This window comes from Thalassotalea litorea, assembly GCF_043642205.1.
GTDB lineage: Bacteria > Pseudomonadota > Gammaproteobacteria > Enterobacterales > Alteromonadaceae > Thalassotalea_A > Thalassotalea_A litorea.
The window spans coordinates 1-26,460 of the sequence record NZ_JBHZSG010000037.1; the positions used below are offsets into that span (position 1 = coordinate 1).

Consider the following 26,460-nt stretch of genomic DNA (forward strand, 5'->3'; position numbering starts at 1 on the left):
TCAATAAAATCTATGTTGTAACTGAACCTCTGCCCTAACTCTGAGTTGTGCACAAACTTAATGTGATTGGTATAATCAGGTTAACCGTTATGCTGATTGCTCAAGCTCATGTGGTGATGCCGAAAAATAAGCAGCGCCTGGCAGCTGAGCCGATGGACTGGTGCTGAGATTACTCATATCACTGTGAGCGAGAGATACGGCATTAACCACATCGCCGATGACCAACAAACTTGGCGACTTTATCTGTTTATTGGTAATTAACTCGGGAAGGCCTGATAAAGTCGTGCGCCAGACTTTTTGGTTGTTCTGGGTACCGCTATGAATAATCGCCGCGGGGGTCGATTCGGCGCGACCATGTTTAATCAATTGCCTGGCAATAATGCCGGAGCTCTTTATGCCCATATAGAACACCAGTGTTTGGCCACTATCGATGTAGTTTTCCCAGGGTAAGATCAATTCCCCGTCTTTGGAAAAGTGTCCGGTGATAAAACTGCAACTGTGCGCAATGCCTCTGTGAGTCAACGGGATCCCTGCATACGTTGTGCAACCTGAGGCCGCAGTAATGCCGGGAATAACATGCGCTGACACCTGTTGTTCTAAAATATAGTTGAGCTCTTCTGAGCCACGACCAAAGATAAAACTGTCCCCGCCTTTTAAACGTGCCACCCGCAATTGCTGATTTGCGAGTGAAACCAGTGTTTCGTTAATTTTATCCTGCGGGACGCTATGGCGGTTGAGTTCTTTACCCACATAAATACGGCGTGCCTGTATTGGTATCAGATCAAGGATCTCTTTTGACACCAAACGGTCATAGACTACCACATCGGCATTTTGCAAAAAGCGCAACGCTTTGATCGTAAGCAGTTCAGCATCGCCGGGACCTGCACCAATCAAGGCAATGTCGCCTTGTTTGAAATTGGATTTTGACGTTGGTAGTTGCATGATTCACAGACACTAGAGTTAATATGAGCTAAGTTTAACTGGATTTTTAATAACCACTAACGATTTTATATCTATTTTATATTCCATTTAGTTATTCTTGTGGTTCGCTGTTAACGACCTGTTCATCGCTAATGCTTACCTTGAACGATGTTTCATCAATAACCTGACGTTTATCCTCTGAAATAGACGCCTTGCCGATTTACGTTTGCCCTGAGTTGCACTGCATTGAAAAAACAGTAAGGATGGAGTGGCGTAAATTTCGCGATTTCGCTCACTGAGTCTATGAATGGAGTCGCTTGTGTTCGAGACGAACAACAAGCCACAATATGAAACCGATCAGGTTCACAGTTAAAACCTCATGCCTATACAAACAATACCTTTGCAGTGACGGGGTCGAAAGCTCGCCAATACAATAATAAGGAAACCCATGTTGAAACAAACCTCGATTAGCAACTTATTTCGTCCCGTGCCGCTAACGATAGCGTTAATGTTTACATCACTTTCGCCGGTATCAGCACACGCTGCTGAAACTATGGTTGTGCCACCGTCCGAACACCCGGTACTTAGGGATATTCAAAAATCTGCCAGTGCGGAAAACCTGCGCAAAGATGTGACCAAACTGGTCAGTTTCGGTACCCGTCACACCTTGTCTGAAACACAATCGGATACGCGAGGTATTGGTGCCGCTCGTCGCTGGATAAAGTCTGAATTTGAAAAGATTTCCGAGCAATGTGGTGGTTGCCTTGAAGTCATTGAGCAAAAACAAACATTTTCCGGAGAAAGTCGGATCCCAGAGCCTACCGATGTGGTTAACATCATTGCCATTCAAAAAGGCGTAACGGATCCGAATCGATATATTGTCATGAGCGGTGATATTGATTCCAGGGTCACCGACCCTTTGGATTTCACATCCGATTCACCTGGGGCAAATGATAATGCCAGTGGCGTTGCAGGTGTCATTGAAGCGGCTCGTATGCTAAGTCAGTATACATTCAATGCGACGGTGGTTTATGCTGCTCTGTCTGGAGAAGAGCAAGGATTATTTGGCGGTAAAATTATGGCGGAACAAGCCCGACAAGATGGTTGGCGCGTGGAAGCTGTGATTAACAATGACATGATTGGCAACATCGCCGGGATCAATGGCGTGATTGACAACACCACTGCCCGAGTGTTCTCTGAAGGGGTAAGGGTTGTTGAGACTGCCGAGGAAGCAAGATTACGCCGGTTTACCGGTGGTGAAGTCGATTCACCATCACGCAATCTGGCACGATACATTGATGTCATCGCGGATAAATACATTCCTAATTTGGATATCATGATGGTCTATCGCCTCGACAGGTTTGCTCGCGGAGGACATCATCGTCCGTTTAATCAGGTAGGGTTACCAGCGGTACGAATCATGGAAACGAATGAACATTACGATCGTCAGCATCAGGATTTACGTACCGAAAATGGCCGCATTTATGGGGATGTGCTCAGTGGTGTCGATTTTGATTTTAACGCTAAGCTGACATCACTTAATGCCGTGACTATGGCCTCTTTGGCGTGGGCACCGGCTCCGCCTGCTGACGTTAAAATTCAAGGTGCGGTGCAACCTTCAACCACACTTTCCTGGTCAAAACATAAAGGGCCGCAGGCGGATAATTTGGCTGGATATCGAATTTATTGGCGCTTAACAACCGAGCCGCAATGGACCCACAGTCGCTACGTCGGTAATGTTGATACCTTCACCCTGGACAATATTGTCATTGATAATTATTTCTTTGGCGTTGCCAGTGTTTCCAAAGACGGGTTCGAATCACCAGTGGTATTCCCTGGCCCTGCAGGTTCATTTGGCGGTTATTAATGATGAATGTACGAAAATTCGAAATCTCTGTAGTTAACCTTATCGCGGCGGTTGTTGCTTCTTTGGCTGTTAGTTTCCATTGCATTGCATATCAAGATGAACACAGAGATACAAAAAGCAATAGGGTTGATGAGTTGGCTGTTAGCTATATTTCCAATGTAAAACATCAAGCTGAACTTAAAGATTTGATATTAAAAGAACGTCTGCAGGGTATATTGCCCGCGCTGATGTCACGCGAAAACATTGATATGTGGCTACTCATTTCACGTGAATATAATGAAGATCCTATCCTTAAAACCATGTTGCCTTCGGATTGGCTGCATGCCAGACGACGCACCATGTTAGTGTTTGTTCGCGATCCTGTGAATGCCGGAAACGTAAAGCGATATACCTTAGGTCGGTATGATATTGGTGAATTTTATCAAAATGCCTGGGACAAAAAGACACAATCGGATCAGTATATGGCGCTGGCGGCGCTAATCAAACAGTATCAGGTGCGCAATATTGCCATCAATGAATCGCTGGATTTTGGTTTGGCTGACGGTCTTGTGGCGACCGAAAAACGCCTATTGTTAAATAAGTTACCGGAATCGCTACATCATAAAATTATTTCTTCAGAGCCATTGGCGGTATCTTGGTTAGAAACAAGAACCGCAACCGAATTAGCGCATTACAAAACATTGGTTGAACTTACTAAAGCTATGATTCAAGAAGCTTTTTCAGCACGTGTTATTGTGCCCGGGAAAACAACAACTGACGACGTTATATGGTGGTTAAGGCAGCGCACCGACGATCTGGGATTACAAACCTGGTTCCAACCCAGCATTTCCATACAACGAAAGGCGGGAACAGATACCTCTTCTGTGATTCAATACGGCGACCTGTTGCATGTAGATTTTGGCCTGAGTTATCTGGGCTTACATTCAGACATTCAACAACACGCCTACGTATTGAAAAACAATGAACAAGATGCGCCTGACGGGCTTAAGCAAGCACTGAAAGTCGGTAATCAGTTGCAAAGTATCCTGACGAGTCAGTTTCAACAAGGCATGTCAGGAAATAAGATATTAAGCAACGCGCGGGCGATGGCTATCGATAAAGGTTTACAGCCGACAATCTATTCTCACCCTATAGGACCTTATGGTCACAATGCGGGAACCAGCATTGGTATGTGGGATAATCAGGAATTTTTACAAGGTTCTGGTGAATGGCCATTACACGGTGATACGGCCTATGCTATCGAACTTAATGTTAAAACATTAATGCCAGAGTGGCAGCGGGAAATTCGCATTATGCTCGAAGAAAATGCCTGGTTTGATGGTAAACAAGTACGTTATTTTTACCCTCGACAAGAATCATTAATTCTCGTCAGATAGCCATCGAGCTTTTGTGACTGTATAGACGTGCCATTAAAAAAGGGAACGGCGAGGCGTTCCCTTTTTTCTATTTTTTAAGAAATTCGTTTATTTCGCTTTCATTGCCGGGGTAAGGTGCGGGCGAATATCGGTTAAAATTTCTTTCGTTAAACGAGGGTTGGCGGCAACAATATTGCCACTGGTTCCATGTTGGTGACCACCAACAAAGTCGGAAACCAATCCACCAGCTTCGATGACCATAAGTTCACCTGCCGCAGTATCCCAAGGCTTAAGGCCAAGCTCCCAATAACCGTCCATGCGGCCTGCCGCAACATAGGCCAAATCAAGAGCGGCACTGCCGGCGCGACGAATATCGGCGGTTTTAGCGAACAAATCACTAAACATCGCCAGGTAGGCATCGGTATTATGCTTTTGTTTAAAAGGGAAACCCGTGGCTAAAATACTGCCCGATAACTCTTTACCGCCTTTTACGCGGATACGAACGTTATTGAGTTGTGCGCCTTTGCCTCGGCTGGCGGTGAATAATTCTCCGCGAATTGGATCATAGATCACAGCCTGATCAAGTTTTCCTTTGACCTTAAGCGCAATAGAAACGGCGAAATGTGGGATGCCACGAATAAAATTGGTGGTGCCATCAAGCGGATCGATAATCCACTGAAAATCGCTGTCGGCTCCTGACATTAACCCACTTTCCTCACCAATAATCGAATGATCTGGATAGGATTTAAGAATGATGTCTTTAATGACAGATTCAGCTTGTTTATCAATATTGGTAACGAAATCGTTACTACCTTTGGCTTCGATTTCAACTTTATCAAGCTGTTCAAAAGCGCGAGATATAACGTTACCGGCACTACGCGCGGCGCGCACAGCGATGTTTAGCATCGGATGCATAGATGACTACCCCAATTTTTAAAAGAACAATTTTAAGCGGCGCGCATCATACCAGAAAGACTTGCCCGTTGCGAATAAAATAGCACTTAAAATTGCGTCTGTAACTGGCAAAACTATAGTTTAATTCATCTGAAATTGCTTACTGTAACGATCGTATCAGCGCTATCTCTATCCGCAGCGGTACGTCGTACCGTAAAATAACCGTCGTCTTATACCCACATGAAATTAACCAGAATCAACTATTATTTAGAAATCTCAATACAGTAGATAGAATAGAGTCCGCAATAGATGAAGCTCATGGTATGAGATTTCATGGCAAAACCCCTTAATCCTGGCCGGGTTTGTGGTACTATTGCCGGCAAATTTGATGGCCTGATAAATTTAGATTAAATCTATGTTAGAAAACGTGAAAATTGTGTTAGTGAACACATCCGATTGTCGTAATATTGGTTCTGCCGCCCGGGCGATGAAAACGATGGGATTATCTAATCTGGTGTTGGTAGATCCGATTGAAATGCCAAATGGCCAGGCACAGGCATTAGCCGCTGGTGCGACAGATGTACTGGCTAATGCCACTGTCGTATCAACGTTGGAAGAAGCAATTAGCGATTGTGGTTTAGTTGTTGGCACCAGCGCCCGCTCTCGCACATTACCCTGGCCGATGCTTGAACCACGCAATTGTGGCGCCAAAATGGTCGAAGAAGGCAAGCAATACCCGGTAGCGCTTGTGTTTGGCCGCGAAAGTAGTGGCCTGACAAATGACGAATTACAGCTTTGTCATTTCCATGTGGCAATTCCGGCGAATCCGGAATACAGCTCGTTGAATCTGGCGATGGCGGTGCAGACATTAAGCTATGAAGTTCGCATGAACTACCTTGATGATCTCGAACAATCTCGAGCACAAAAAGTTGTCGATAGCCCTTCAGTAGCGTTGGCTGAAGCTGACGATGCTGAATCAGAGGCGCTATATCCGTTGGTGCAGGAAACCGAGCGTTTTTATCAGCATTTTGAAAAAGCCTTAGAAGGCACCGGCTTTATTGTTCCTAAGCATCCTGGCTTGATTATGACCAAAGTCCGTCGTTTATTTAATCGTGCCCGTCCCGATGGAAAAGAGTTAAAAATGTTAAGAGGCATTCTTGCCTCTATCGATAAAACCGTTGCCAACACGAATAAGGATTAATTGAGTCCGTGTCTTGCGGACTACAGGAAGGTTTATGTTTGATCGAATAAAAGAAGATATAAATAGTGTATTTGACCGCGATCCGGCGGCTCGCAATGCATTTGAAGTTTTATTCAGTTATCCCGGTTTACACGCGATTTGGGGGCATTGCCTCACCAAATGGTTATGGGAGCATAAGCTGCGCTGGTTGGCTCGTTTTTTATCGACGCTATTTCGCTGGATTACCGGTGTTGAAATTCATCCCGGAGCAACCATAGGTCGTCGCTTTTTTATCGACCATGGGATGGGAATTGTCATCGGCGAGACCGCTGAAATTGGTGATGACTGTACCGTTTATCATGGTGTTACCTTAGGTGGTACGAGTTGGAATGCTGGCAAACGCCATCCTACATTAGGCAATAATGTGGTTATTGGTGCCGGTGCTAAGGTATTAGGTCCCCTCAATGTTGGTGAAGGTGCCCGAATTGGTTCCAATGCCGTCGTTGTTAAAGATGTGCCCGCAGGAGCAACTGTGGTCGGCATACCTGGGCGCATCGTCAGTACCAACGACCCCAAACTCCAGCAACGTCACGAAATGGCAAAAAAATATGGTTTTGATGCTTACGCGGTATCGAGTGATAATCCAGATCCTGTCGCCAAAGCTATTGGCCGATTGCTGGATCACGTGCAGTTACTGGATAGTAAGCTTCAGGAAGTGACCATTGCCGTCAATAATGTCGGCGGCAAAGTCAGTGAAGATCAACTGCCGCCGTTGCACGTCAGAGAGTTCAGTGAAGATGAAAAAGCCGCCGCTGAACGTCGTAAATCCGCCCAAGATTCTTTTGATCCTAAAATATAGTTTGACCGTAAGCTAAATACCCGAGTAAAATGGTAGGGTATTTAGTTGACTATTTTACTAGGATAAGTAAAATGCGCGCTGCAATACTCGTTCTAACGCTGAATTTGCTTTAAATATTAGGCCTTATTCACATTAGATTTAGTTTTCGAGTAGGTTTGCAGCAATTCAAAGGTAACACGATGAAATTAACTTCCAAAGGCCGATATGCGGTAACAGCAATGCTTGATGTGGCCATTCATGCCGAGCAAGGGCCCGTGCCATTGGCGGATATTTCTGAGCGACAAGGCATTTCCTTGTCATACCTCGAGCAATTATTTTCTCGATTACGTAAACACGGCTTAGTGTGCAGTGTCAGAGGTCCAGGTGGCGGTTATCGTCTGGGTCGTTGTAGTGCCGAGATTGCTATCGCCGATGTTATTCACGCCGTAGATGAAAGTGTCGACGCCACCAAGTGCCTGGGTAAAGGCAATTGTCAGGGGGGGCATCAATGTCTGACCCACAATCTGTGGAGTGATTTAAGCAATCGTATTACCGATTTTCTAAGCGGTATCACCTTGTCCGAATTGGTGAATCAGGGTGATGTTCAAAAAGTAGCTCAACGACAGGATCTTGAACATGCAACGCATGGCGAAGACAAGCAAGTCGGCACTTTGATTTCAACCAGAAGTATTATTAACGAATGGTAACCCCAGCGTTATTAGAGGCAGCAAATTAATGAAATTACCAATTTATCTCGACTATTCAGCAACGACACCAGTAGATAAGCGTGTTGCTGATAACATGATGAAATTCCTTACGACTGACGGTACTTATGGTAACCCGGCAAGTCGCTCTCACAAATTCGGCTGGCAGGCTGAAGAGGCGGTTGATATCGCTCGTAATCAGATTGCAGACCTCATCAATGCCGATCCTCGCGAAATCGTATTTACGTCCGGCGCGACGGAATCCGATAACCTGGCAATTAAAGGTGCAGCTCGCTTTTATCAGAAAAAAGGCAAGCACATTATCACCGCAAAAACCGAGCATAAAGCTGTATTAGATACTTGCCGCGAATTAGAGCGTCAGGGTTTTGAAGTGACTTACCTGGATCCAGAATCGAACGGATTGATAGATCTCGCCAAATTGGAAGCGGCAATGCGTGATGACACGGTTGTGGTAAGTATTATGCACGTTAATAACGAGATTGGCGTTATCCAGGATATCGCTGCGATCGGTGATTTATGTCGTGCCCGTAAAATCGTATTCCATGTGGATGCGGCACAAAGTGCTGGCAAGATCCCAATCGATTTACAGGAAATGAAAGTTGATTTGATGTCGTTCTCGGCTCATAAAATGTACGGTCCAAAAGGCATCGGTGCATTGTACGTGCGTCGTAAACCACGTATTCGTCTTGAAGCACAAATGCACGGTGGTGGTCACGAACGTGGTATGCGCAGTGGCACATTGCCTACCCATCAGATTGTCGGGATGGGTGAAGCCTGTCGCATTGCCAAAGAAGAGATGCAACAGGATCTTGAGCATGTCATCGCCATGCGCGATCGGTTAATGGCGGGTATCAAAGATTTAGATCAGGTATTCGTTAATGGTGATTTTGATCAGCGTTATCCGGGCAATCTGAACGTCAGTTTCAACTTTGTTGAAGGTGAGTCGTTAATCATGGCATTGAAAGATTTAGCGGTATCTTCAGGTTCAGCCTGTACTTCAGCAAGTTTAGAACCATCTTATGTTCTTCGCGCCTTAGGGTTGAACGACGAGATGGCACACAGTTCAATTCGATTCAGTTTTGGACGTTTTACCACGGAAGAAGAAGTGGATTATGCAATTGAGCTGATCCGCAAAGCAATTACGCATTTACGTGATATGTCGCCATTGTGGGAAATGTTCCAGGACGGTGTAGATTTAGACAAAGTAGAGTGGGTAGCACACTAAGTTTAGTGTCTGAAAGGGGTTTATTATGGCTTACAGCGAAAAAGTTATTGATCATTATGAAAATCCACGCAACGTTGGTTCATTCGATAAGAATGACCCGCAGGTTGCCACTGGTATGGTAGGCGCACCCGCTTGTGGTGACGTGATGAAGTTACAACTGAAAATTGACGAGCAGGGCATTATTGAAGATGCCAAGTTTAAAACTTACGGTTGTGGTTCAGCAATTGCCTCAAGCTCTCTGGTAACGGAGTGGGTAAAAGGCAAGTCTATCGATGAAGCAGCAGGAATTAAAAATACGGCGATTGCCGAAGAATTAGCCTTACCACCGGTAAAAATTCACTGTTCGATATTGGCCGAAGACGCTATCAAAGCGGCTATCGACGATTATCGTGCAAAGAATAAAGCATAATCCGGAGTAAATCATGGCTGTAACTATGACGGCGGCAGCGTCTGAACGCGTAAAATCATTTCTGGCCAATCGTGGCAAAGGAATAGGATTGCGTTTAGGGATTAAAACCACCGGTTGTTCAGGACTTGCCTATGTACTTGAGTTTGTAGACGACATCAATGCTGACGATGAAGTCTTTGAGGTCGATGAAGTCAATATCATCATCGACAGCAAGTCTCTTGCTTACCTTGATGGCACTGAGCTGGATTTTGTTAAAGAAGGCTTAAACGAAGGTTTCCAATTCACAAACCCGAATGCCAAAGGCGAATGTGGTTGTGGGGAAAGCTTTAACGTTTAATGCTTAACCACCGATGGTGACTCCTATTGAATTACTTTGAATTATTTGGTTTAGAGGCCGATTTTTCGATTGATTTAACCTCGCTTGCAACCACATATCAAGCATTACAAAAAACGGTCCACCCGGACCGTTTTGCGCATTCTTCTGGCCAGGAACAAATGCTGGCAGTGCAAAAATCTGCGCAAATCAATGATGCCTACGAAACGCTCAAAAATCCGATCCAACGAGGCAAGTATTTGTTGCAACAGCGGGGAGCCGAGCTTCCAAATGAGCAACAATCCTTTCAGGATGTTAATTTTCTGATGGTGCAGATGGAGCTACGAGAGATGTTGGCGGAAATTAAATTCGCCAGTGATGTTGATGCGGCATTGATGTCTGCCCAGGAAAGTCTGGATATTCAGAGCAAACAATTGTGGCAGGAGTTTGAGCAACAGTTAGATGCGCAAACCGATGTGGCGAATCAACAGGCCGGTGAAACTCTGCGAAAACTCAAGTTTTATCATAAGTTATATATTGAACTCGAACGCATCGAAGACGCGTTGTTTGATGATTAAAGATTAAGAACAGATTATGGCGTTATTACAAATTGCCGAACCGGGACAAAGTACGGTTCCCCATCAACATCGATTGGCCGCGGGTATCGATTTAGGTACCACCAATTCATTGGTTGCCAGTGTCCAGAGTGGTTTACCCAAAACACTACCGGACAGCGCAGGCGAGGATATCTTACCGTCGATTGTCAATTATCAAAAAGACTCAGTGCTGGTGGGACGCGACGCGAAAGCGCTGGCAATTTCTGACCCACAAAATACCATTGTTTCAGCCAAACGACTCCTTGGTCGCTCGTTAGAAGACATTGAGCAAAAATATCCGAATTTACCTTATACTTTCACGGGCGATAAAGCACATCCTAGCATTGCTACCGTAGCCGGTGATATCAACCCAGTTCAGGTTTCGGCACAGGTACTTTCTAGCCTGGTTGAAAGAGCCAAACTGGCATTAGGTGGCGATCTCGAAGGTGTGGTGATCACGGTTCCGGCCTATTTTGATGATGCGCAGCGTCAAAGCACCAAAGATGCGGCAACGTTAGCTGGGGTAAAAGTACTGCGGTTACTGAATGAACCGACGGCAGCTGCCGTTGCCTATGGCCTGGATTCCGGTCAGGAAGGCGTGATTGCCGTTTATGATTTAGGCGGCGGTACCTTTGATATTTCTATTTTGCGTTTAAATAAAGGCATTTTTGAGGTGTTATCTACCGGTGGCGATACCGCACTCGGTGGTGATGATTTTGACAATGTAATCGTTGACTTTCTGGTAGAACAGTTCAAATTAACCCGCCCACTTTCCCATCAAATGGAACGGCAACTGCTCGAGCAGGCCTGTCGAGCTAAAGAGTTGTTGTCCTCACAAGATGCCGTTGATGTTGCACTAGAATATCAACAAAACAGCTTGTCCTTAACGATGACAAAAGCTCAGTTAAATGAGCTGATTGCGCCGCTGGTAAGCAAAACTTTAAGAGCTTGTCGACGCGCGTTAAAAGATGCCAATGTTACGGTTGAAGAAGTCAACGAAGTCGTTATGGTCGGTGGTTCTACGCGGGTGCCTTTGGTTCGGGAACAAGTGAGTCAGTACTTTAAGCGTCCGGCGTTAACGTCGATTGATCCGGATAAAGTTGTCGCCATTGGTGCCGCCATTCAAGCCGATGTTCTTGCTGGTAACAAACCAGACAGCGATATGTTGCTACTGGATGTGACACCACTGTCCTTAGGGTTAGAAACCATGGGTGGCCTGGTTGAAAAAGTGATCCCTCGTAATGCTACGATACCGGTCGCAAAAGCTCAGGAATTTACCACGTTCAAGGATGGCCAGACGGCGATGGCGGTTCATGTCTTACAAGGTGAGCGTGAACTTGTTGAAGATTGTCGTTCGTTGGCGCGTTTTGAGCTGCGGGGGATTCCGGCCATGACTGCCGGTGCCGCGCATATTCGGGTTACCTTCAAGGTTGATGCCGACGGTTTGTTAAGCGTAAGTGCGATGGAAAAATCCACCGGCGTTGAAGCATCAATTGAGGTTAAACCTTCCTTTGGCCTTGAAGATGGTGACATTATCAAGATGCTTCAGGACAGTGTTACCCATGCCAAAGATGATATTCAGGCGCGCATGCTCAAAGAGCAACAAGTAGAAGCGGCACGTGTTGTTGAAGGCATTGAAGCGGCTCTGGCGCAAGATGGTGAGCAATTGCTATCGAGTGACGAACGCAGTGCGATAGAAAAAGCACTGAAAGATTTAGTACATATTAGTCATACGTCTGACGTTGCTGCGATAGAGCAAGCGATCAAAGACGTGGATACCATTACAGCCAGCTTTGCCGAGCGTCGCATGGATTCTTCCATCAAGACTGCATTGGCAGGGCAATCGGTAGACGAGGTTTAACCATGCCAAAAATTATTTTCCTTCCACACGAGGAATTATGTCCAGAAGGTGCCGTACTTGACGGTGATAGCGGTCAAACGGTCCTGGACGTTGCGTTAAAAAATGATATTGATATCGAGCATGCGTGCGAAAAGTCGTGCGCCTGTACCACATGTCACGTGATTATTCGTGAAGGCTTTGATTCACTTGAAGAAAGCGATGAGTTAGAAGACGATATGCTTGATAAAGCCTGGGGCCTTGACCCTGAGTCGCGTCTGGGTTGTCAGGCAGTCATTGCCGATGAAGATTTAGTCGTGGAAATTCCTAAATATACCCTGAATATGGTGAGTGAGAACCATTAATCGGGCAATTATCAGATATCGCTAAGGTATCTAATTAGGCCATTGATTTTGAGCAACTTATCACATCTGCTTGTGCTGACTGAAAAAATTTGCTCAGAAAAGCTCAACTGGCTCGAATAGCCGCTATACATCACTGAATTCTTCAGGCAAAATAGCGGCCTAAAAATTAATCTGCACGCTCAGAATTCACCTTTAAACAGAGGAATAACCATGCTCACTCGTGATATGAATATTGCTGATTTTGATCCTGAATTGTATCAGGCCATGGCTGATGAAGTTGTCCGTCAGGAACAGCATATCGAATTAATCGCATCTGAAAACTATACCAGCCCACGTGTGCTGGAAGCTCAGGGTTCACAGTTAACCAACAAATACGCCGAAGGCTATCCGGGTAAGCGTTATTATGGTGGTTGTGAGCATGTTGATAAAGCTGAGCAATTGGCGATTGATCGTGCGTGTGAACTATTTGGTGCAACCTACGCGAATGTGCAACCGCATGCAGGTTCACAGGCAAACGCCGCGGTTTTCCAAGCGCTTGTTACTCCTGGTGCAAAAGTGTTGGGCATGAGCCTGGCGCACGGTGGCCATTTAACACATGGTTCTCACGTGAATTTTTCTGGCAAACTTTATGAAGCTATCCAGTATGGTCTACACCCGGAGACTGGTGAAATTGACTATGACGAAGTTGAACGTTTAGCGCTAGAGCATAAGCCAGAAATGATAATCGGCGGCTTTTCTGCCTATTCTGGTATCGTTGACTGGGCACGTATGCGTGAAATTGCGGATAAAATCGATGCATATTTCATGGTTGATATGGCGCACGTTGCCGGTTTAGTCGCTGCCGGTTTATATCCAAACCCAGTGCCTCACGCTCATGTGGTTACCACCACAACTCACAAAACATTGGCCGGCCCACGTGGTGGCTTGATTGTTTCTGGTTGTGATGATGAAACCATCTATAAAAAATTAAACAGTGCGGTTTTCCCTGGTGGCCAGGGTGGTCCTTTGATGCATGTCATCGCGGCAAAAGCGGTTGCTTTTAAAGAAGCATTAGAGCCGGAATTTAAAGGCTACCAGCAAAAGGTATTGGACAACGCCAAAACCATGGTTGCTGTCCTGCAGGAGCGTGGTTATAAGGTGGTGTCTAACGGTACGGAAAACCACTTGTTGCTACTTGATCTAATCGATAAAGACATTACTGGTAAAGATGCCGATGCGGCTTTAGGTAAAGCGCACATCACCGTGAATAAAAACTCGGTACCAAACGATCCGCGTTCACCATTTGTAACTTCTGGCTTGCGTTTGGGTACACCAGCAATCACTCGTCGTGGTTTTGGTGAAGCAGAAACACGCGACCTAACCGGTTGGATCTGCGATATTCTTGATGACATTAACAATGAAAACATCATTGTTGACGTGCAACAGAAAGTTAAAGCACTTTGTGAGAAATTTCCAGTTTACGCTTAATCTGGTCTAACCATCGCAATCTGTTGATGATTCGATTAAAATGGTCGCCTTAAGCGGCCATTTTTTTTGCCGTTTACCCTTATCATATCAACAATAATTAACGTTGCTGAGGAAAGCTATGCATTGCCCGTTTTGTTCTGCCAATGACACCAAAGTGATTGATTCAAGATTGGTTGCCGATGGCCATCAAATCCGCCGTCGCCGTCAGTGTCTGCACTGCTCTGAACGTTTTACGACGTTTGAAACGGCAGAGTTGGTGATGCCGAGAATTATCAAGCGCGATGGTTCCCGAGAGCCTTTTAATGAAGACAAATTGCGCAGTGGTTTATTGCGCGCTCTGGAAAAACGGCCGGTGAGTATTGAGGAAATAGAAGGCTCGATTAATCATGTAATGTCAAAGTTACGTGCCACCGGCGAGCGGGAAGTATCCTCAGAAATGTTAGGTAATATTATTATGGAAGAGTTGAAAAAACTCGATAAAGTTGCCTACGTTCGTTTCGCTTCGGTTTATCGTTCGTTTGAAGATATCCGGGAATTCGGCGAAGAAATTGCTCGTCTTGGTAACAATGGCGATTCTTAATCACACAGGCATTAACACAGTTTACAATACCAGGGTTGATTTGTGAGTTTAGACAATACCTTTAGCAAGACGGATTACCTCTATATGCAACGCGCAATAGAGCTGGCAAAGCGTGGCCGGTATAGCACCTCGCCCAATCCGGTTGTTGGCTGTGTTTTGGTGAAAGATGAAGTCATCGTTGGTGAAGGCTGGCACGTCAAAGCTGGAGAAGGGCATGCCGAAGTGAATGCATTGGCGATGGCCGGTGATCATGCTCTCGGATGCACTGCCTACGTCACTCTGGAGCCCTGTAGCCATTATGGCCGCACTCCGCCTTGCGCAAAGGCGCTGACAAAAGCTGGTGTTACACAGGTTATCATTGCCATGCAGGATCCAAACCCCCAAGTTAGTGGTCGTGGTATCGAAATGCTCGAAGATGCGGGCATTAACACCAAAGTCGGTTTACTAGAGCAATCCGCAAGGCAAATTAATCAGGGCTTTATCAAGCGAATGCAGACCGGTTTGCCGCATGTTATTTGTAAACTTGCGAGCTCTCTCGATGGTAAAATTGCCATGCAAAGTGGCGAAAGCCAATGGATTACGTCGCCCGAATCCCGTCAGGATGTACAACGGCTCAGAGCCCTTAGTTGTGCCGTTATCTCTGGTGCAGATACTGTGCTTATCGATGACGCACGCCTGACTGTCCGCTACGAAGAACTTGGCTTTGCACAACAAGTGATAGAGCCTGAAAACCTACGTCAGCCTGTTCGTGTCATTATTGACAGTCAATATCGATTGTCCCCGGAACTTGCCTTATTCAAGCAGCCATCAAAAATTATTGTCGTGCGTAACCAGAATACGCTGCAGCAAGAACCTGACTGGCCGACGCATGTGCAAACGCTAAATATTGCCGGTACTGAGCAAGAGACTGGCAAGGTAGATTTGAATCTATTGTTAACAGCGTTGGCAACATCCGGTATCAATAACCTGATGATAGAAGCGGGTGGTCAACTTGCCTCTGCATTTATCGCAGGTGGACTTGTCGATGAGCTATGGTTATATCAGGCACCTAAACTCATGGGCGCACAGGCAATCAGTTTACTTGCCTTACCTGAAGTGGAATTGTTAGCTCAGGCGCCGCAATTAACCATTAATGATATTCGCAAAATTGGCCCGGATATTCGTATTCGAGCCAGTATTAATCAGCATTAAGAAAGTAACACATTATGTTTACCGGAATCATTGAAGCCGTTGGCCGCATAAAAGCCATTCATCGCCAAGCGAACGGCGCACGTATTGAAATTGATACTCAGGGTCTGGATATGTCCGACGTAAACCTGGGAGATTCTATTGCCACCAATGGTATTTGTCTGACCGTGGTTGCGTTCAGCAATGTCAGCTTTAGCGCTGACGTGTCGATGGAAACGCTAGAACGGACAGGTTTTGGCCACTATCAGACAGGTCAGCGTGTAAACCTTGAAAAAGCGATGCAGGCAACAGCCCGATTTGGCGGTCATATTGTCAGTGGTCACATTGATGGAGTGGCAAAGGTCGTTTCGGTCACGGAACGAGGCAATGCCTGGGAATATTGGCTCCAGGTGGATAGCTCACTAAAACGCTATATAGCAGAAAAGGGATCGGTCACCATCGATGGCGTGAGTCTTACCGTAAACAGCGTTGACAATGACACCTTTCGTCTAACGATTGTGCCCCATACCCGGGCCGAAACCATCATTGCAAGTTACAGCGTTGGTCATTGGGTAAATTTAGAAGTAGACGTAGTCGCCCGATATCTGGAGCGACTATTGCAGTGCCGGGAACAGCAAGATCAGAGCTCCGGTATTAGTGAATCTTTATTAAGAAAAAGTGGCTTTATTTAAGCCAAGAGGTAATTATGAAATTTAATTCTCCCCAGGAACTGATCGCCGATATCGCACTAGGCAAAATGGTTATCCTGATGGACGATGAAGATCGCGAGAACGAAGGCGACTTTATCATGGCGGCAGAAAAAGTAACGCCGGAGGCAATTAACTTTATGGCCACCCATGGCCGCGGGTTAATCTGTATGCCAATGAGCAAAGAGCGTTGTCAGCGCCTGAAGTTACCTTTGATGGTAGATAATAATGAAGCTCAGTTCACCACCAACTTTACCGTTTCGATCGAGGCTGCCAGAGGGGTTACCACAGGTATATCCGCAGCGGATCGTGCAACGACAGTTTTGGCGGCCGTCGACAAAGATGCGGATCATACATCCGTGGTACAGCCGGGCCATATATTCCCGCTCGTGGCGAAAGATGGCGGTGTATTAAACCGTGCCGGGCATACCGAAGCTGGCGTGGATTTGGCCCGATTGGCCGGATTAGAGTCGGCAGCTGTTATCGTTGAAATTCTTAATGAAGATGGCACCATGGCGCGCCGCAATGACCTAGAAGTTATTGCCAAAAAACACGATTTAAAAATCGGTACTATTGCCGATTTGATTGAGTATCGAAATGCGACTGAGACTACCATTCAACGTGTCAGTGAATGTAAATTTCCCACCACGTTTGGTGAGTTTGATTTAGTCGCCTTCACCGATACGATCGATGGCCAGAGTCATTTCGCGTTAATCAAAGGTGATATTAACGCCGATGAGCCGACGTTAGTGCGGGTGCATTTAGAGAATACCTTTAAAGATCTTCTATATTGTCAACGCGGTAACGTTACGTCCTGGCCGATTGCCAGCGCTTTACAGAAAATCGCCAAAGAGGGTGGTGTACTCGTGCTTCTTGGTAAGCACCAAACGCCGCAGGCCTTGATTCAGCAAGTGAAGAAGTTTGCGCTTCAGGATGCCGGCGAAGACGTTAAAGAAGTGCAAAAGCATGTTGGTTCCCGCAATGTCGGGGTGGGCTCGCAAATACTTGCCAATCTTGGGGTAAGTAAAATGCGCCTGTTAAGCTCACAAACCAAGTACCACTCACTATCCGGCTTTGGATTAGAAATCGTCGAATATATTCACGGCTAACGTCGTTCTCTAAATGCCTTACTTGAGTTGTCGGTTTGGCTATTTTGAATAGGCTTGTTTCACAGCCAATTGATTTAATAAAATATTTGCTGTATAAATTTTAGTCAAGCAACATGTCTCTCCCAGCAGTATTGACTGTATTTAACTGGGAGAGCCTATGTTCAAACAAGCCTATCTTTATTTTATATTGCTAATGATCATCCTGGTTATTGGCTTCTGGCCAAGCTATTTTTCTCAGCTTGAGCAGCAACATTCATTTGCCCGTCATTTCCACAGTATTATCATGCTAATTTGGTGTCTGTTACTGATATCACAAGCCTGGTTAATGCGCAGCAAAAACTTCCCGGTTCATAAGCAAGCCGGTCGCATGGCGTTTATCATCGGCCCTTTAGTCATTGCTTCAGCGGTTTACGTCGCGTTTGATTTTGTCGGTCGGATTACACCACCGTATCCACCGGGGCTGCTCAGCATCCATTGGTTTGGATTGTTCCTGGCAGCGCTGTTCGCGTTTTTGTTCACCAACGCGATCTATTACCGTAAAACCCCGGCATTACATGCCAGATACATGATAGCAACGGCATTTGTGTTTCTGATGCCTGGATTTGGCAGAGCAGTTAGGCGTCTATTTATCGCCTTTGAGAGTGAGGCACCGAGTTTATTTTCTTTGATGTTTGTTCCGCTTATTTTAATGCTGATTCTGGTATTTATGGATTTGCGGAAAAAGCAAAATGCCAGACCCTTTATTTACCTGACTCTGGCTTGGGGCGCCAATATGATTTTATACAAAGCGTTACCACATATGCCCTGGTGGACCGACTTTACGTTGTGGTGCCACGAGTTAATGACCTAGTTTGGAGAAGCTTTGAACTAACATTGCTTAGCCAATATTCAGATGTCCGAAGACCAGAATATAATCTAAACAGCAATGCGCGATTTTCCATCATCGCGCCGGTTTTTACGGCGCGATGAGGTTAAGCCGGTTTTAGCTTACTTAAGGTTTTAGCTTACTTAAGGTTTTAACGGCCGCTAAAACCAGAGTGCCAAGGATCATTCCTAATAGCAAAGTAAATATCGGACTGACTAACCAGGAATACCAGTTATGCGCAGGCCAGGTATTAACGACGTTTTCGGCGGCGAGTTGTAGGTGATGAAAGTACTCGATACCGTGCACGAGAATACCACCTCCAACTAAGAACATGGCTGCGGTGCCCAGAAAAGATAAGCTCTTCATTAGCTTTGGTGCAAAGCTAAGTAATCCATTGCCCACTTTATTACGGATTTTTCCACGCAAACCAGATTTTGGATTGTTTAGTAAATACAGCCCTAAATCATCGATTTTAACAATGCCAGCAACAAGCCCATAAACCCCTACGGTCATTAATACGGCAATCAGAGAAACCACGGTTGCCTGATCGATAAACGGGCGATGCTGCACCGTTCCTAGCGCGATTATTATTATCTCGGCTGACAGGATAAAATCCGTACGAATTGCACCTTTAATTTTATCTTTTTCATATGCCACCAGATCGACATTTTCATCGGTCAGAGCTTCAAGATCCTTTTGATGCTGTTCGCCATCGTGATCGTCTGCAAAGCTATGATAGATTTTCTCCACCCCTTCATAACAAAGATACGCGCCACCGATAATGAGTAATGGTGTGATTAATACGGGCATAAAGGCACTGAGCAGCAAAGCGGCAGGCACCAGGATAAGTTTATTTAGGAAGGAACCTTTGGCGACCGCCCAGACTACGGGTATCTCCCGATCCGCTTTTACGCCGCTGACCTGTTGCGCATTTAAGGCCAGATCATCGCCCAATACGCCAGCAGTTTTCTTAGCCGCTACTTTAGTCATTAATGCCACATCGTCTAATGCAACGGCGATTTTATCAATCAGTGCGAATAAGCTGGAACCTGCCATAGAAAGACCTTTCGTCAGTTCATTAACTGGATGGGGGATTTAACCCCCGTTGGATAAAATAAACATAAACCCAAACCGTTAATGTGTTAATAAAATGTTAATAGGGTAAGGCAAAAATAAGCCCTTAAGTTTTGGCTTAAGGGCGATTAATCTATTGGATAAATGCCTGAATTCGCTTCATGATGCCTGTCGCATCAAGTTCGAGTTCGGCGTGGATCTCAGTTTGGGTACCGTGTTTAATAAACTCATCCGGGATACCGATGTTCAGTACTGGCTGACTTAACCCTTGTTGCATTAAGTACTCACTCACCGCCGAACCAGCACCACCGGCAATGGCGTTATCTTCAACCGTAACCAGATAATTATGGGATGCCGCCAGCTCTTTGATTTTTTCTTCATCTAGTGGTTTGACGAAGCGCATATCAACTAACGTGGCATTGATATCATCGGCTACGCGATAAGCTTCAGCCAGCATAGTGCCAAACGCCAGAATCGCAACGTTTTCGCCATCGCGAACCTGTTTGGCTTTACCGATTTCAATGGTTTGTGAAATGCCGGGCAGCTTTGCACCGGTTCCACTGCCACGCGGATAACGCACCGCCGCAGGTTGTTGTAATTGATGGCCCGTATTTAACATCAAACAGCACTCCGCTTCATCGGAGGGCGTCATAATCACTAAGTTCGGGACGCAACGCATAAATGACAAATCAAAGGCGCCCTGATGGGTTGGACCATCGGCACCGACAATACCCGCGCGATCTATCGCGAACAACACCGGTAAATTTTGAATGGCAACATCGTGGATCAGTTGATCATACGCTCGCTGTAAGAAACTCGAATAAATCGCAACCACGGGATTGTAACCACCAATAGCCAGTCCCGCGGCAAACGTGACGGCGTGTTGCTCGGCGATAGCGACGTCAAAGTACTGATCCGGAAAACGTTGACTAAATTCAACCATTCCGGAACCTTCGCGCATTGCCGGCGTAATTGCCATGAGCTTGTTATCATCTTCTGCGGTAGCACATAGCCAGTCGCCAAAAATCTTCGAATAGGTCGGCAAACTTGGTTTACTTGCCGGTAACGAATCGCTGGCGGGATCAAATTTAGGCACCGCATGGTATTTGATCGGATCCTGCTCAGCCTGTTCGTAACCCTTACCTTTTCGGGTTACCACGTGTAAAATTTGTGGGCCTTTTAGGCTGCGCATATTGCGTATCGTATCTACCAGACCATTTACGTCATGACCGTCGATTGGGCCAATATAGTTAAAACCCAACTCTTCAAAAAAGGTACTTGGTACAACCATGCCTTTGATGTGTTCTTCGGCTTTTGAAGCCAATTCCTTGATCGGTGGAATGGAACCAAGAATTCGTTTACCACCTTCGCGCAAGCCAGTATATAAACTGCCCGATAATAGTTTGGCCAAATGGTTGTTCAGGGCTCCGACGTTCTCGGAAATCGACATTTCATTGTCGTTTAACACTACAAGTAAATCTTTGTGAATGTCTCCGCCATGGTTTAGTGCTTCAAAGGCCATGCCGGCGGTCATCGCACCATCGCCAATCACCGCAACGGTTTTACGATTCAAACCTTCTTTCTCTGCGGCAACGGCCATACCTAATGCTGCGGAGATAGATGTAGAAGAGTGACCTACACTGAGCACATCATATTCACTTTCCTGACGCCACGGAAATGGGTGTAATCCGTCTTTTTGACGTATGGTGTGCAATTGATCGCGACGACCGGTTAGGATTTTATGAGGATAGGCCTGATGACCGACATCCCAGACTAGATGATCAAAAGGCGTGTCATAGACGTAGTGCAAGGCAACGGTTAGCTCAATGGCACCGAGACCTGATGCAAAGTGGCCACTACTTTTGCTGACGGAGTTGAGCAAATAGCTGCGTAACTCATCACTGATCTGTTTTAGCTGATCCTGAGAAAACTCGCGCAGCTGTTGAGGTTTATCGATTTGCGCTAACAAAGGATAATTTTGAAGATCAATAGTCATAAATTCTTTCGTTTAATGATCACGTTGTACGATAAACGTGGAAAAATTCGCTAAATTCTGTGTATTGTAGGGCAAAGCGTCTAATGCGTGAAGTGAATTAGCATATAACTCCCGCTCTTTTTCCTGCGCTCCCTGCAGACCTAATAATGCTGGATAGGTCGATTTATTCGCTTGCTGATCCGAACCCGCCGGTTTGCCAAGAATGGCTTCGCTACTGGTGATATCAATAATATCGTCATGAACCTGATATAACAGCCCCGTTGTAGCAGAGTATTGCGTTAATAACGCAACGTGTTCAGGGTCGATATCGTCAACGCACAATGTCGGCATCAAAATAGCGGATTCAAGCAACGCGCCGGTTTTTAATCGATGAATTTGTTCAAGGTGGGCAAGTGTAACGCTGGTATCGGTTGCGGCCAGATCCATTGCCTGACCACCGCACATCCCCTGATAACCTGATGCCCGGCTCAACATTTGTAAAAGCTTAATCTGTTGTTTCGCCCTAACGCCGATAAACTTGTGGTTGGCTAAGATGTCAAATGCCAGTGTTTGCAGGCTATCACCGGCGAGAATCGCTGTGGCCTCGTCAAACTTACGGTGACAGGTAGGTTGGCCGCGACGTAGATCGTCATCATCCATAGCCGGCAGATCATCGTGTAACAATGAGTAGGCGTGGATACATTCGACCGAAGCTGCAATCGCATCCAGATCCTGTAAATCAACCCCTAACATCTCACCAGTTGTGTAGACCAAATACGGACGCATGCGCTTGCCGCCGATCAATAACCCATAATTCATCGCGGCAAGAAGCTTAGGATCATTTACGCTAAGTTGCTCAAGCTGCAGTGTTAAAAAGTCATCAATGCGTTGTTGGTAGGATTCAAGATTTGCCAAAATCGCCACTAGCTGTCTGACTCCATACCGTCAAATGGCTGCAACTGAGCGTGTTCATCATTATTCATGAGTATCTGAATTTTTTGCTCAGCGTTGGCCAACGTTTGCTGACCGTGCTGACTCAACGCCAGACCGCGTTCAAATAGCTTCATCGAATCTTCCAGTGACAAGTCACCTTGCTCTAATTGAGCAACAATGGTTTCTAGTTCAGTCATCGACTCTTCAAAACTTAGATTTTCCGGCTTTTTCTTTGCCATACTTGCCCCGGTAATTTGCTAATTTTTTGGTTATTTCCCGGCATTCTAACCTGTAAACCTTCTCAGAGGAAGTTTGCACGCCAATTTGCCTGCAGGAATGGGGGAGACAAGTTCTGTGATTTTACCCAGCTCAAATACTTGCAAAAGTGTATCAACGCCAGCATTTGACAGGCAATTATTGCTTGGTTGTGTATAATACTCTGATTTATGGCTTAACTGGCAGTATCAATGAAATTTATTGTTAAATTGCAATCGGAAATCACCATTAAATCCCGTCCGGTTCGCAAGCGTTTTACCAAAATCCTGGAATCTAATATTAAGAACGTGTTGCAGCGTGTTGATGAGCAGGTACGTACCAAGATTAACTGGGACAGTATTGAAGTTACCAGTAAAAATGACTCTGCAGAAAACCGTCAGTTACTTGTCGAAACATTACAATGTGTGCCAGGGATCCCGCATTTCCTTGAAGTGCAACAAAGTGCTTACACCGATTTGGATGATATTTTCCAGAAAACCCTGGCCGTACATGCCAAAACCATTGAAAACAAATCCTTCTGTGTGCGCGCCAAACGTACCGGTCAGCAAGATTTTAATTCTTTGCAGGTTGAACAATATGTCGGTGGCGGATTGAATCAGCATGTTGAAACTGCACGCGTACAATTGCGCAAGCCGGATGTCACCATTCGATTAGAGATCAACAAAGACCAGCTATTTATTGTTTCGCATCGTCATCAGGGGTTGGGCGGGTTTCCTATCGCCACGCAAGAAGACGTGCTGTCTTTGATGTCAGGTGGTTTTGATTCGGGCGTCGCCAGTTACCAGATGATCCGTAAAGGCTCTCGAACCCATTTTTGTTTCTTCAATTTGGGCGGTTCGGCCCATGAAGTGGGTGTTAAGCAAGTCTGCTATTACTTGTGGAACAAATACGGGGCTTCGCATCGGGTGAAATTTTTCGCGGTTGATTTTGAACCTGTGGTTGCCGAAATTCTGGAAAAAGTAGACAACGGCCAGATGGGCGTTGTGTTAAAACGGATGATGATGCGTGCCGCGTCAATGATCGCAGAAAAGCGTAAAATTCAGTCGTTAGTAACCGGCGAAGCGTTAGGCCAGGTGTCATCGCAAACTTTAACCAACCTCAATGTCATTGATCGGGTTACCGAAACCTTGATTCTGCGCCCGTTGGTAGCCATGGATAAACAGGAAATTATCGATATCGCCCGCGAAATCGGTACCGAAGATTTTGCGAAAACCATGCCCGAATATTGTGGTGTGATTTCGCAAAAGCCTACAGTCAAAGCGGTACTGTCTCGCATCGAAGCCGAGGAAGATAATTTTGATATGGATATCCTTACCGATGTGGTTAGCCGCACTAAAATTCTTGATATGCGCGATATTGCCATGGAGACGGAAGATGAAGTGGCAACGGTTGACCGGATTGAAACCGTCGACAGTGCAGGGCATGACCATGTGGTTATCGATATTCGCTCTCCGGAAGAAGAAGACGCAAACCCATTGGAATTGGAACATGTCGATGTACAACATATTCCGTTTTATAAGCTGGCAACTCAGTTTGGTGATTTACCATCGGACAAAACCTATTTGCTGTACTGCGATCGCGGCGTAATGAGCAAACTGCAGGCCTTGTATCTGCATGACAATGGTTTTGACAATGTGAAGGTATATCGTCCGTAAGACCAAGAAAAGTCTGGGACTTTTCTTGTCGGTTTATAATCAAAGGTTGTTGCAGGTATAAGATGTAATGCGCCTAAATGGGCATATGAAAATACTCGCGATCTGGCGTGAAATTGTTAATTTTTTTATCTGGAATAAATCTTTCGATTCATGTACTCGTCACTCAGCAGAGGCATCTCTATGACGCCTCTGCCCTGACTCTGAGCTGTGCTAAAACTTAATGGATCGGGTATTACAGACCCAACACCATCTTACCTTGCTTGAACACAATATCTACTGGGATCTTGGCGTCTTCTAATTTCTTCAAATCCGTCGCCAGTTCTGCTTTGATCATCCCGGAATCCTCCATTAGTTTGCCAACCCCGTCATAATCGCCATCTCCCTGGAGCGTTAATATCAACTCCGATAACGAGTCGATAGCGGCTGTCATTTTGTCCATGTCTACTCGGTAAAACCCTTTCTCATCTCGGGAAAACGCACCGTTTTCAGCGAAATAGTTAAAACGCACCATATTGGCTTTACCATGGGCGCTGCTTGCGCCAAATCGCACCGAGCGGAAAATGCCCGCCATAAATGTGGTGTAGTAGTCTTTTAACTCACCTTCACTAATAACCTTCTCGGCCAACAATTGACGTACCATGTATAGGCCAAGAATATCCGCTTTACCTTCCTCTAAAGCCGAAGCATGTTCTTTTAATGCCTGGCGCACGGTACCTTTATCGTTAATGGTATTTTTAATACCCAGACCATGAGCGACCTCATGGAACATGGTGTTAGCAAAAAATGCGTTGAAGGTAATATGGTTGCGGTCTTCTTCGGCAATGAGTTGCTCAGATATTGGCAACATAATGGCATCAAATTTTGCTTGCATGGCATTTTTAAGCTGCAGACGACGGGTGCCTTTTTGCAACTGGACTTCTTCATCATTTGGGAGGTTGATGGCAATGGTTTTACCACCGGCATTGGAATGACCTGCATAGTAAATGACATCATAGGCATTGAGGTCGGCATCGGATCCTGGGACTTCTTTTTTATAAGCCTTTTTCACCGGCAAATCTTTTTGCAGTTTAGGCAGATACTCGGCATATTTGGCAAGCTTCTCACTCCAGCTCATATCTTTAACTAAGACATAGGACTCAAATGCACTGCGATAGCCAAATAACAAATCTTCATAGGTTTCAATTGGGCCGATAACCACATCAATCGGATTGGTTTTCATATCCATCCATGCCATATCGGATGCCTGATAGTCATCGCTGCGCAAAGCTTCAGCGCGCATTTTCAGGTAATTACCAAACGACTCATCGTCGGCGTGCGTAGCAGCTTTTTCTAAAATCGCTGCGGCGCGGTTAATATGATCCGTGTAGGCTTCGGAATAGGGGATGGTGAAAAGTTTGCCTTCTTTATCCTTGCGTACCAGCGTATATAAAGAGGTTTTCCCGGCAAAGTCAGCTCGTTCAAATTCTTCCTTAGTCATATCCGCGGGATAGAATTGCGCACCTTCGGGTTTGTTGGCGACCGAGGTTAGGAATGGTTTGTCACCATCGAGGCGATCCCATGGACCATAATTAATCTCAACGAAGCGTTTAACAGCGGGATCGTCGATTTGCTTGAGCAGATCTTTTTTGCCTTCACCGTAGGCCTGCAACCAGAACAGCTCATCCATGATTTTTGAGGCGTCGATTAATAACGACAACATGGTACGCTGATTATCACTTAAGTGCGTTAGATCGGCAGTGAGTTCGACTTCCTGATAAATACCCAAACGGTCTTTAAATTCTGGTTTTAATGTCATAGGTTGCTCGAAGGCGTTTACCTGAATCCCCCCAAGGGTAGCTGCAAGCAAAACCGCCGAGCTAAGACGTGAAAATGATTTTAAAGCCAGCATAAGAATACTCCATAATAAATTTTGGCTGTTTAACGCAGTTTCTTTATTTGCAATGACATCATATGCAATCTTAGGAACCACATTTGGCTATGGCGAAAGCGTAGAAAAATAATACCACAATAGCAACTTGTCTGAATTGACATGAGCAATGATGTTGATTGTTGCTGAACAACCTTTTATATATTGGGCAAACTCAGGGTTTTGCGTTAACTTATTTATGGGCGGTTCATCTTTAGCAG

25 protein-coding genes are annotated in these 26,460 nt (G+C 45.6%); 18 read left to right on the forward strand and 7 right to left on the reverse strand.

The genetic code is table 11. The features are described 5' to 3' along the window. Nucleotides 1-87 precede the first annotated feature (87 nt). The gene (gene cobA, locus ACHUFQ_RS13595) at nt 88-942 is read right to left on the reverse strand and encodes a uroporphyrinogen-III C-methyltransferase (RefSeq protein WP_394176329.1); all 855 of its coding nucleotides are present in this window, start codon (nt 940-942) and stop codon (nt 88-90) included. Between the two features lie 427 nt (nt 943-1,369). Here cobA and ACHUFQ_RS13600 point away from each other — a divergent pair, with 427 nt between their 5' ends. After that, entirely contained in the window at nt 1,370-2,788 is a 1,419-nt protein-coding gene (locus ACHUFQ_RS13600) for a M28 family peptidase (protein ID WP_394176331.1), read from the forward strand. Then, a complete protein-coding gene (locus ACHUFQ_RS13605) occupies nt 2,788-4,164 on the forward strand; it encodes a M24 family metallopeptidase (protein ID WP_394176333.1) in 1,377 nt (458 codons plus the stop codon). Before ACHUFQ_RS13600 ends, ACHUFQ_RS13605 begins: the two co-directional genes overlap by 1 nt. An 87-nt stretch (nt 4,165-4,251) precedes the next feature. On the opposite strand, the gene suhB is transcribed toward ACHUFQ_RS13605, so the two are convergent. Then, nucleotides 4,252-5,058 carry an inositol-1-monophosphatase gene (gene suhB / locus ACHUFQ_RS13610; RefSeq protein ID WP_394176335.1) on the reverse strand — a complete coding sequence of 269 codons (807 nt, stop codon included), beginning with the start codon at nt 5,056-5,058 and terminating at the stop codon, nt 4,252-4,254. Nucleotides 5,059-5,452: 394 nt separating this feature from the next. Between suhB and trmJ the strand changes: the two genes are divergently transcribed. The 15 genes from trmJ (at nt 5,453) to ACHUFQ_RS13685 (ending at nt 18,405) form a co-directional block, all read left to right on the forward strand. Further along, nucleotides 5,453-6,238, forward strand: a complete 786-nt coding sequence (gene trmJ / locus ACHUFQ_RS13615; protein WP_394176337.1) for a tRNA (cytosine(32)/uridine(32)-2'-O)-methyltransferase TrmJ — start codon at nt 5,453-5,455, stop codon at nt 6,236-6,238. A gap of 34 nt (nt 6,239-6,272) precedes the next feature. Beyond that, complete coding sequence (cysE, locus tag ACHUFQ_RS13620) at nt 6,273-7,076, forward strand: serine O-acetyltransferase (RefSeq protein WP_394176339.1); 804 nt, start codon at nt 6,273-6,275, stop codon at nt 7,074-7,076. A 179-nt stretch (nt 7,077-7,255) separates the two neighbouring features. Then, entirely contained in the window at nt 7,256-7,762 is a 507-nt protein-coding gene (iscR, locus tag ACHUFQ_RS13625) for a Fe-S cluster assembly transcriptional regulator IscR (RefSeq protein ID WP_394176341.1), read from the forward strand. A gap of 28 nt (nt 7,763-7,790) precedes the next feature. Then, a complete protein-coding gene (locus tag ACHUFQ_RS13630) occupies nt 7,791-9,005 on the forward strand; it encodes an IscS subfamily cysteine desulfurase (RefSeq protein ID WP_394176343.1) in 1,215 nt (404 codons plus the stop codon). A 25-nt stretch (nt 9,006-9,030) separates the two neighbouring features. Then, nucleotides 9,031-9,414 (forward strand): Fe-S cluster assembly scaffold IscU, encoded by a 384-nt coding sequence (gene iscU / locus ACHUFQ_RS13635; protein WP_394176345.1) that lies wholly within the window; start codon nt 9,031-9,033, stop codon nt 9,412-9,414. Between the two features lie 13 nt (nt 9,415-9,427). Next, complete coding sequence (gene iscA / locus ACHUFQ_RS13640; RefSeq protein ID WP_394176347.1) at nt 9,428-9,751, forward strand: iron-sulfur cluster assembly protein IscA; 324 nt, start codon at nt 9,428-9,430, stop codon at nt 9,749-9,751. 26 nt (nt 9,752-9,777) lie between these two features. Beyond that, on the forward strand, nt 9,778-10,305 hold the full coding sequence (gene hscB / locus ACHUFQ_RS13645; protein WP_394176349.1) for a co-chaperone HscB: 528 nt from the start codon (nt 9,778-9,780) through the stop codon (nt 10,303-10,305). Between the two features lie 16 nt (nt 10,306-10,321). Then, on the forward strand, nt 10,322-12,184 hold the full coding sequence (hscA, locus tag ACHUFQ_RS13650; RefSeq protein ID WP_394176350.1) for a Fe-S protein assembly chaperone HscA: 1,863 nt from the start codon (nt 10,322-10,324) through the stop codon (nt 12,182-12,184). A gap of 2 nt (nt 12,185-12,186) precedes the next feature. Beyond that, nucleotides 12,187-12,525 (forward strand): ISC system 2Fe-2S type ferredoxin, encoded by a 339-nt coding sequence (gene fdx, locus ACHUFQ_RS13655; RefSeq protein WP_394176351.1) that lies wholly within the window; start codon nt 12,187-12,189, stop codon nt 12,523-12,525. Nucleotides 12,526-12,735: 210 nt separating this feature from the next. Beyond that, complete coding sequence (glyA, locus tag ACHUFQ_RS13660; protein ID WP_394176352.1) at nt 12,736-13,992, forward strand: serine hydroxymethyltransferase; 1,257 nt, start codon at nt 12,736-12,738, stop codon at nt 13,990-13,992. A 118-nt stretch (nt 13,993-14,110) separates the two neighbouring features. After that, nucleotides 14,111-14,572, forward strand: a complete 462-nt coding sequence (gene nrdR / locus ACHUFQ_RS13665; RefSeq protein ID WP_394176354.1) for a transcriptional regulator NrdR — start codon at nt 14,111-14,113, stop codon at nt 14,570-14,572. A 42-nt stretch (nt 14,573-14,614) separates the two neighbouring features. Next, nucleotides 14,615-15,763, forward strand: a complete 1,149-nt coding sequence (gene ribD, locus ACHUFQ_RS13670; RefSeq protein ID WP_394176356.1) for a bifunctional diaminohydroxyphosphoribosylaminopyrimidine deaminase/5-amino-6-(5-phosphoribosylamino)uracil reductase RibD — start codon at nt 14,615-14,617, stop codon at nt 15,761-15,763. A gap of 14 nt (nt 15,764-15,777) precedes the next feature. After that, nucleotides 15,778-16,431 carry a riboflavin synthase gene (locus ACHUFQ_RS13675; RefSeq protein WP_394176357.1) on the forward strand — a complete coding sequence of 218 codons (654 nt, stop codon included), beginning with the start codon at nt 15,778-15,780 and terminating at the stop codon, nt 16,429-16,431. A gap of 14 nt (nt 16,432-16,445) precedes the next feature. Beyond that, a complete protein-coding gene (ribBA, locus tag ACHUFQ_RS13680) occupies nt 16,446-17,555 on the forward strand; it encodes a bifunctional 3,4-dihydroxy-2-butanone-4-phosphate synthase/GTP cyclohydrolase II (RefSeq protein ID WP_394176359.1) in 1,110 nt (369 codons plus the stop codon). Nucleotides 17,556-17,712: 157 nt separating this feature from the next. Next, entirely contained in the window at nt 17,713-18,405 is a 693-nt protein-coding gene (locus tag ACHUFQ_RS13685; RefSeq protein WP_394176361.1) for a hypothetical protein, read from the forward strand. Between the two features lie 141 nt (nt 18,406-18,546). Here the strand turns inward: ACHUFQ_RS13685 and ACHUFQ_RS13690 are convergent, their stop codons facing one another. The 4 genes from ACHUFQ_RS13690 to xseB form a co-directional block, all read right to left on the reverse strand. Next, a complete protein-coding gene (locus tag ACHUFQ_RS13690; protein WP_394176363.1) occupies nt 18,547-19,476 on the reverse strand; it encodes a DUF808 domain-containing protein in 930 nt (309 codons plus the stop codon). A gap of 151 nt (nt 19,477-19,627) precedes the next feature. Next, nucleotides 19,628-21,490, reverse strand: coding sequence for a 1-deoxy-D-xylulose-5-phosphate synthase (gene dxs / locus ACHUFQ_RS13695; protein ID WP_394176365.1), 1,863 nt, complete (start codon nt 21,488-21,490; stop codon nt 19,628-19,630). 12 nt (nt 21,491-21,502) lie between these two features. Then, nucleotides 21,503-22,393, reverse strand: a complete 891-nt coding sequence (gene ispA / locus ACHUFQ_RS13700; protein ID WP_394176367.1) for a (2E,6E)-farnesyl diphosphate synthase — start codon at nt 22,391-22,393, stop codon at nt 21,503-21,505. Next, nucleotides 22,393-22,641, reverse strand: coding sequence for an exodeoxyribonuclease VII small subunit (gene xseB / locus ACHUFQ_RS13705; protein WP_394176369.1), 249 nt, complete (start codon nt 22,639-22,641; stop codon nt 22,393-22,395). The genes ispA and xseB overlap by 1 nt, the downstream gene beginning before the upstream one ends. A 228-nt stretch (nt 22,642-22,869) precedes the next feature. Here xseB and thiI point away from each other — a divergent pair, with 228 nt between their 5' ends. Beyond that, nucleotides 22,870-24,333 (forward strand): tRNA uracil 4-sulfurtransferase ThiI, encoded by a 1,464-nt coding sequence (thiI, locus tag ACHUFQ_RS13710; protein WP_394176370.1) that lies wholly within the window; start codon nt 22,870-22,872, stop codon nt 24,331-24,333. 232 nt (nt 24,334-24,565) lie between these two features. On the opposite strand, the gene ACHUFQ_RS13715 is transcribed toward thiI, so the two are convergent. After that, nucleotides 24,566-26,221, reverse strand: a complete 1,656-nt coding sequence (locus ACHUFQ_RS13715; protein ID WP_394176372.1) for a dipeptidyl-peptidase 3 family protein — start codon at nt 26,219-26,221, stop codon at nt 24,566-24,568. Nucleotides 26,222-26,460 lie beyond the last annotated feature (239 nt).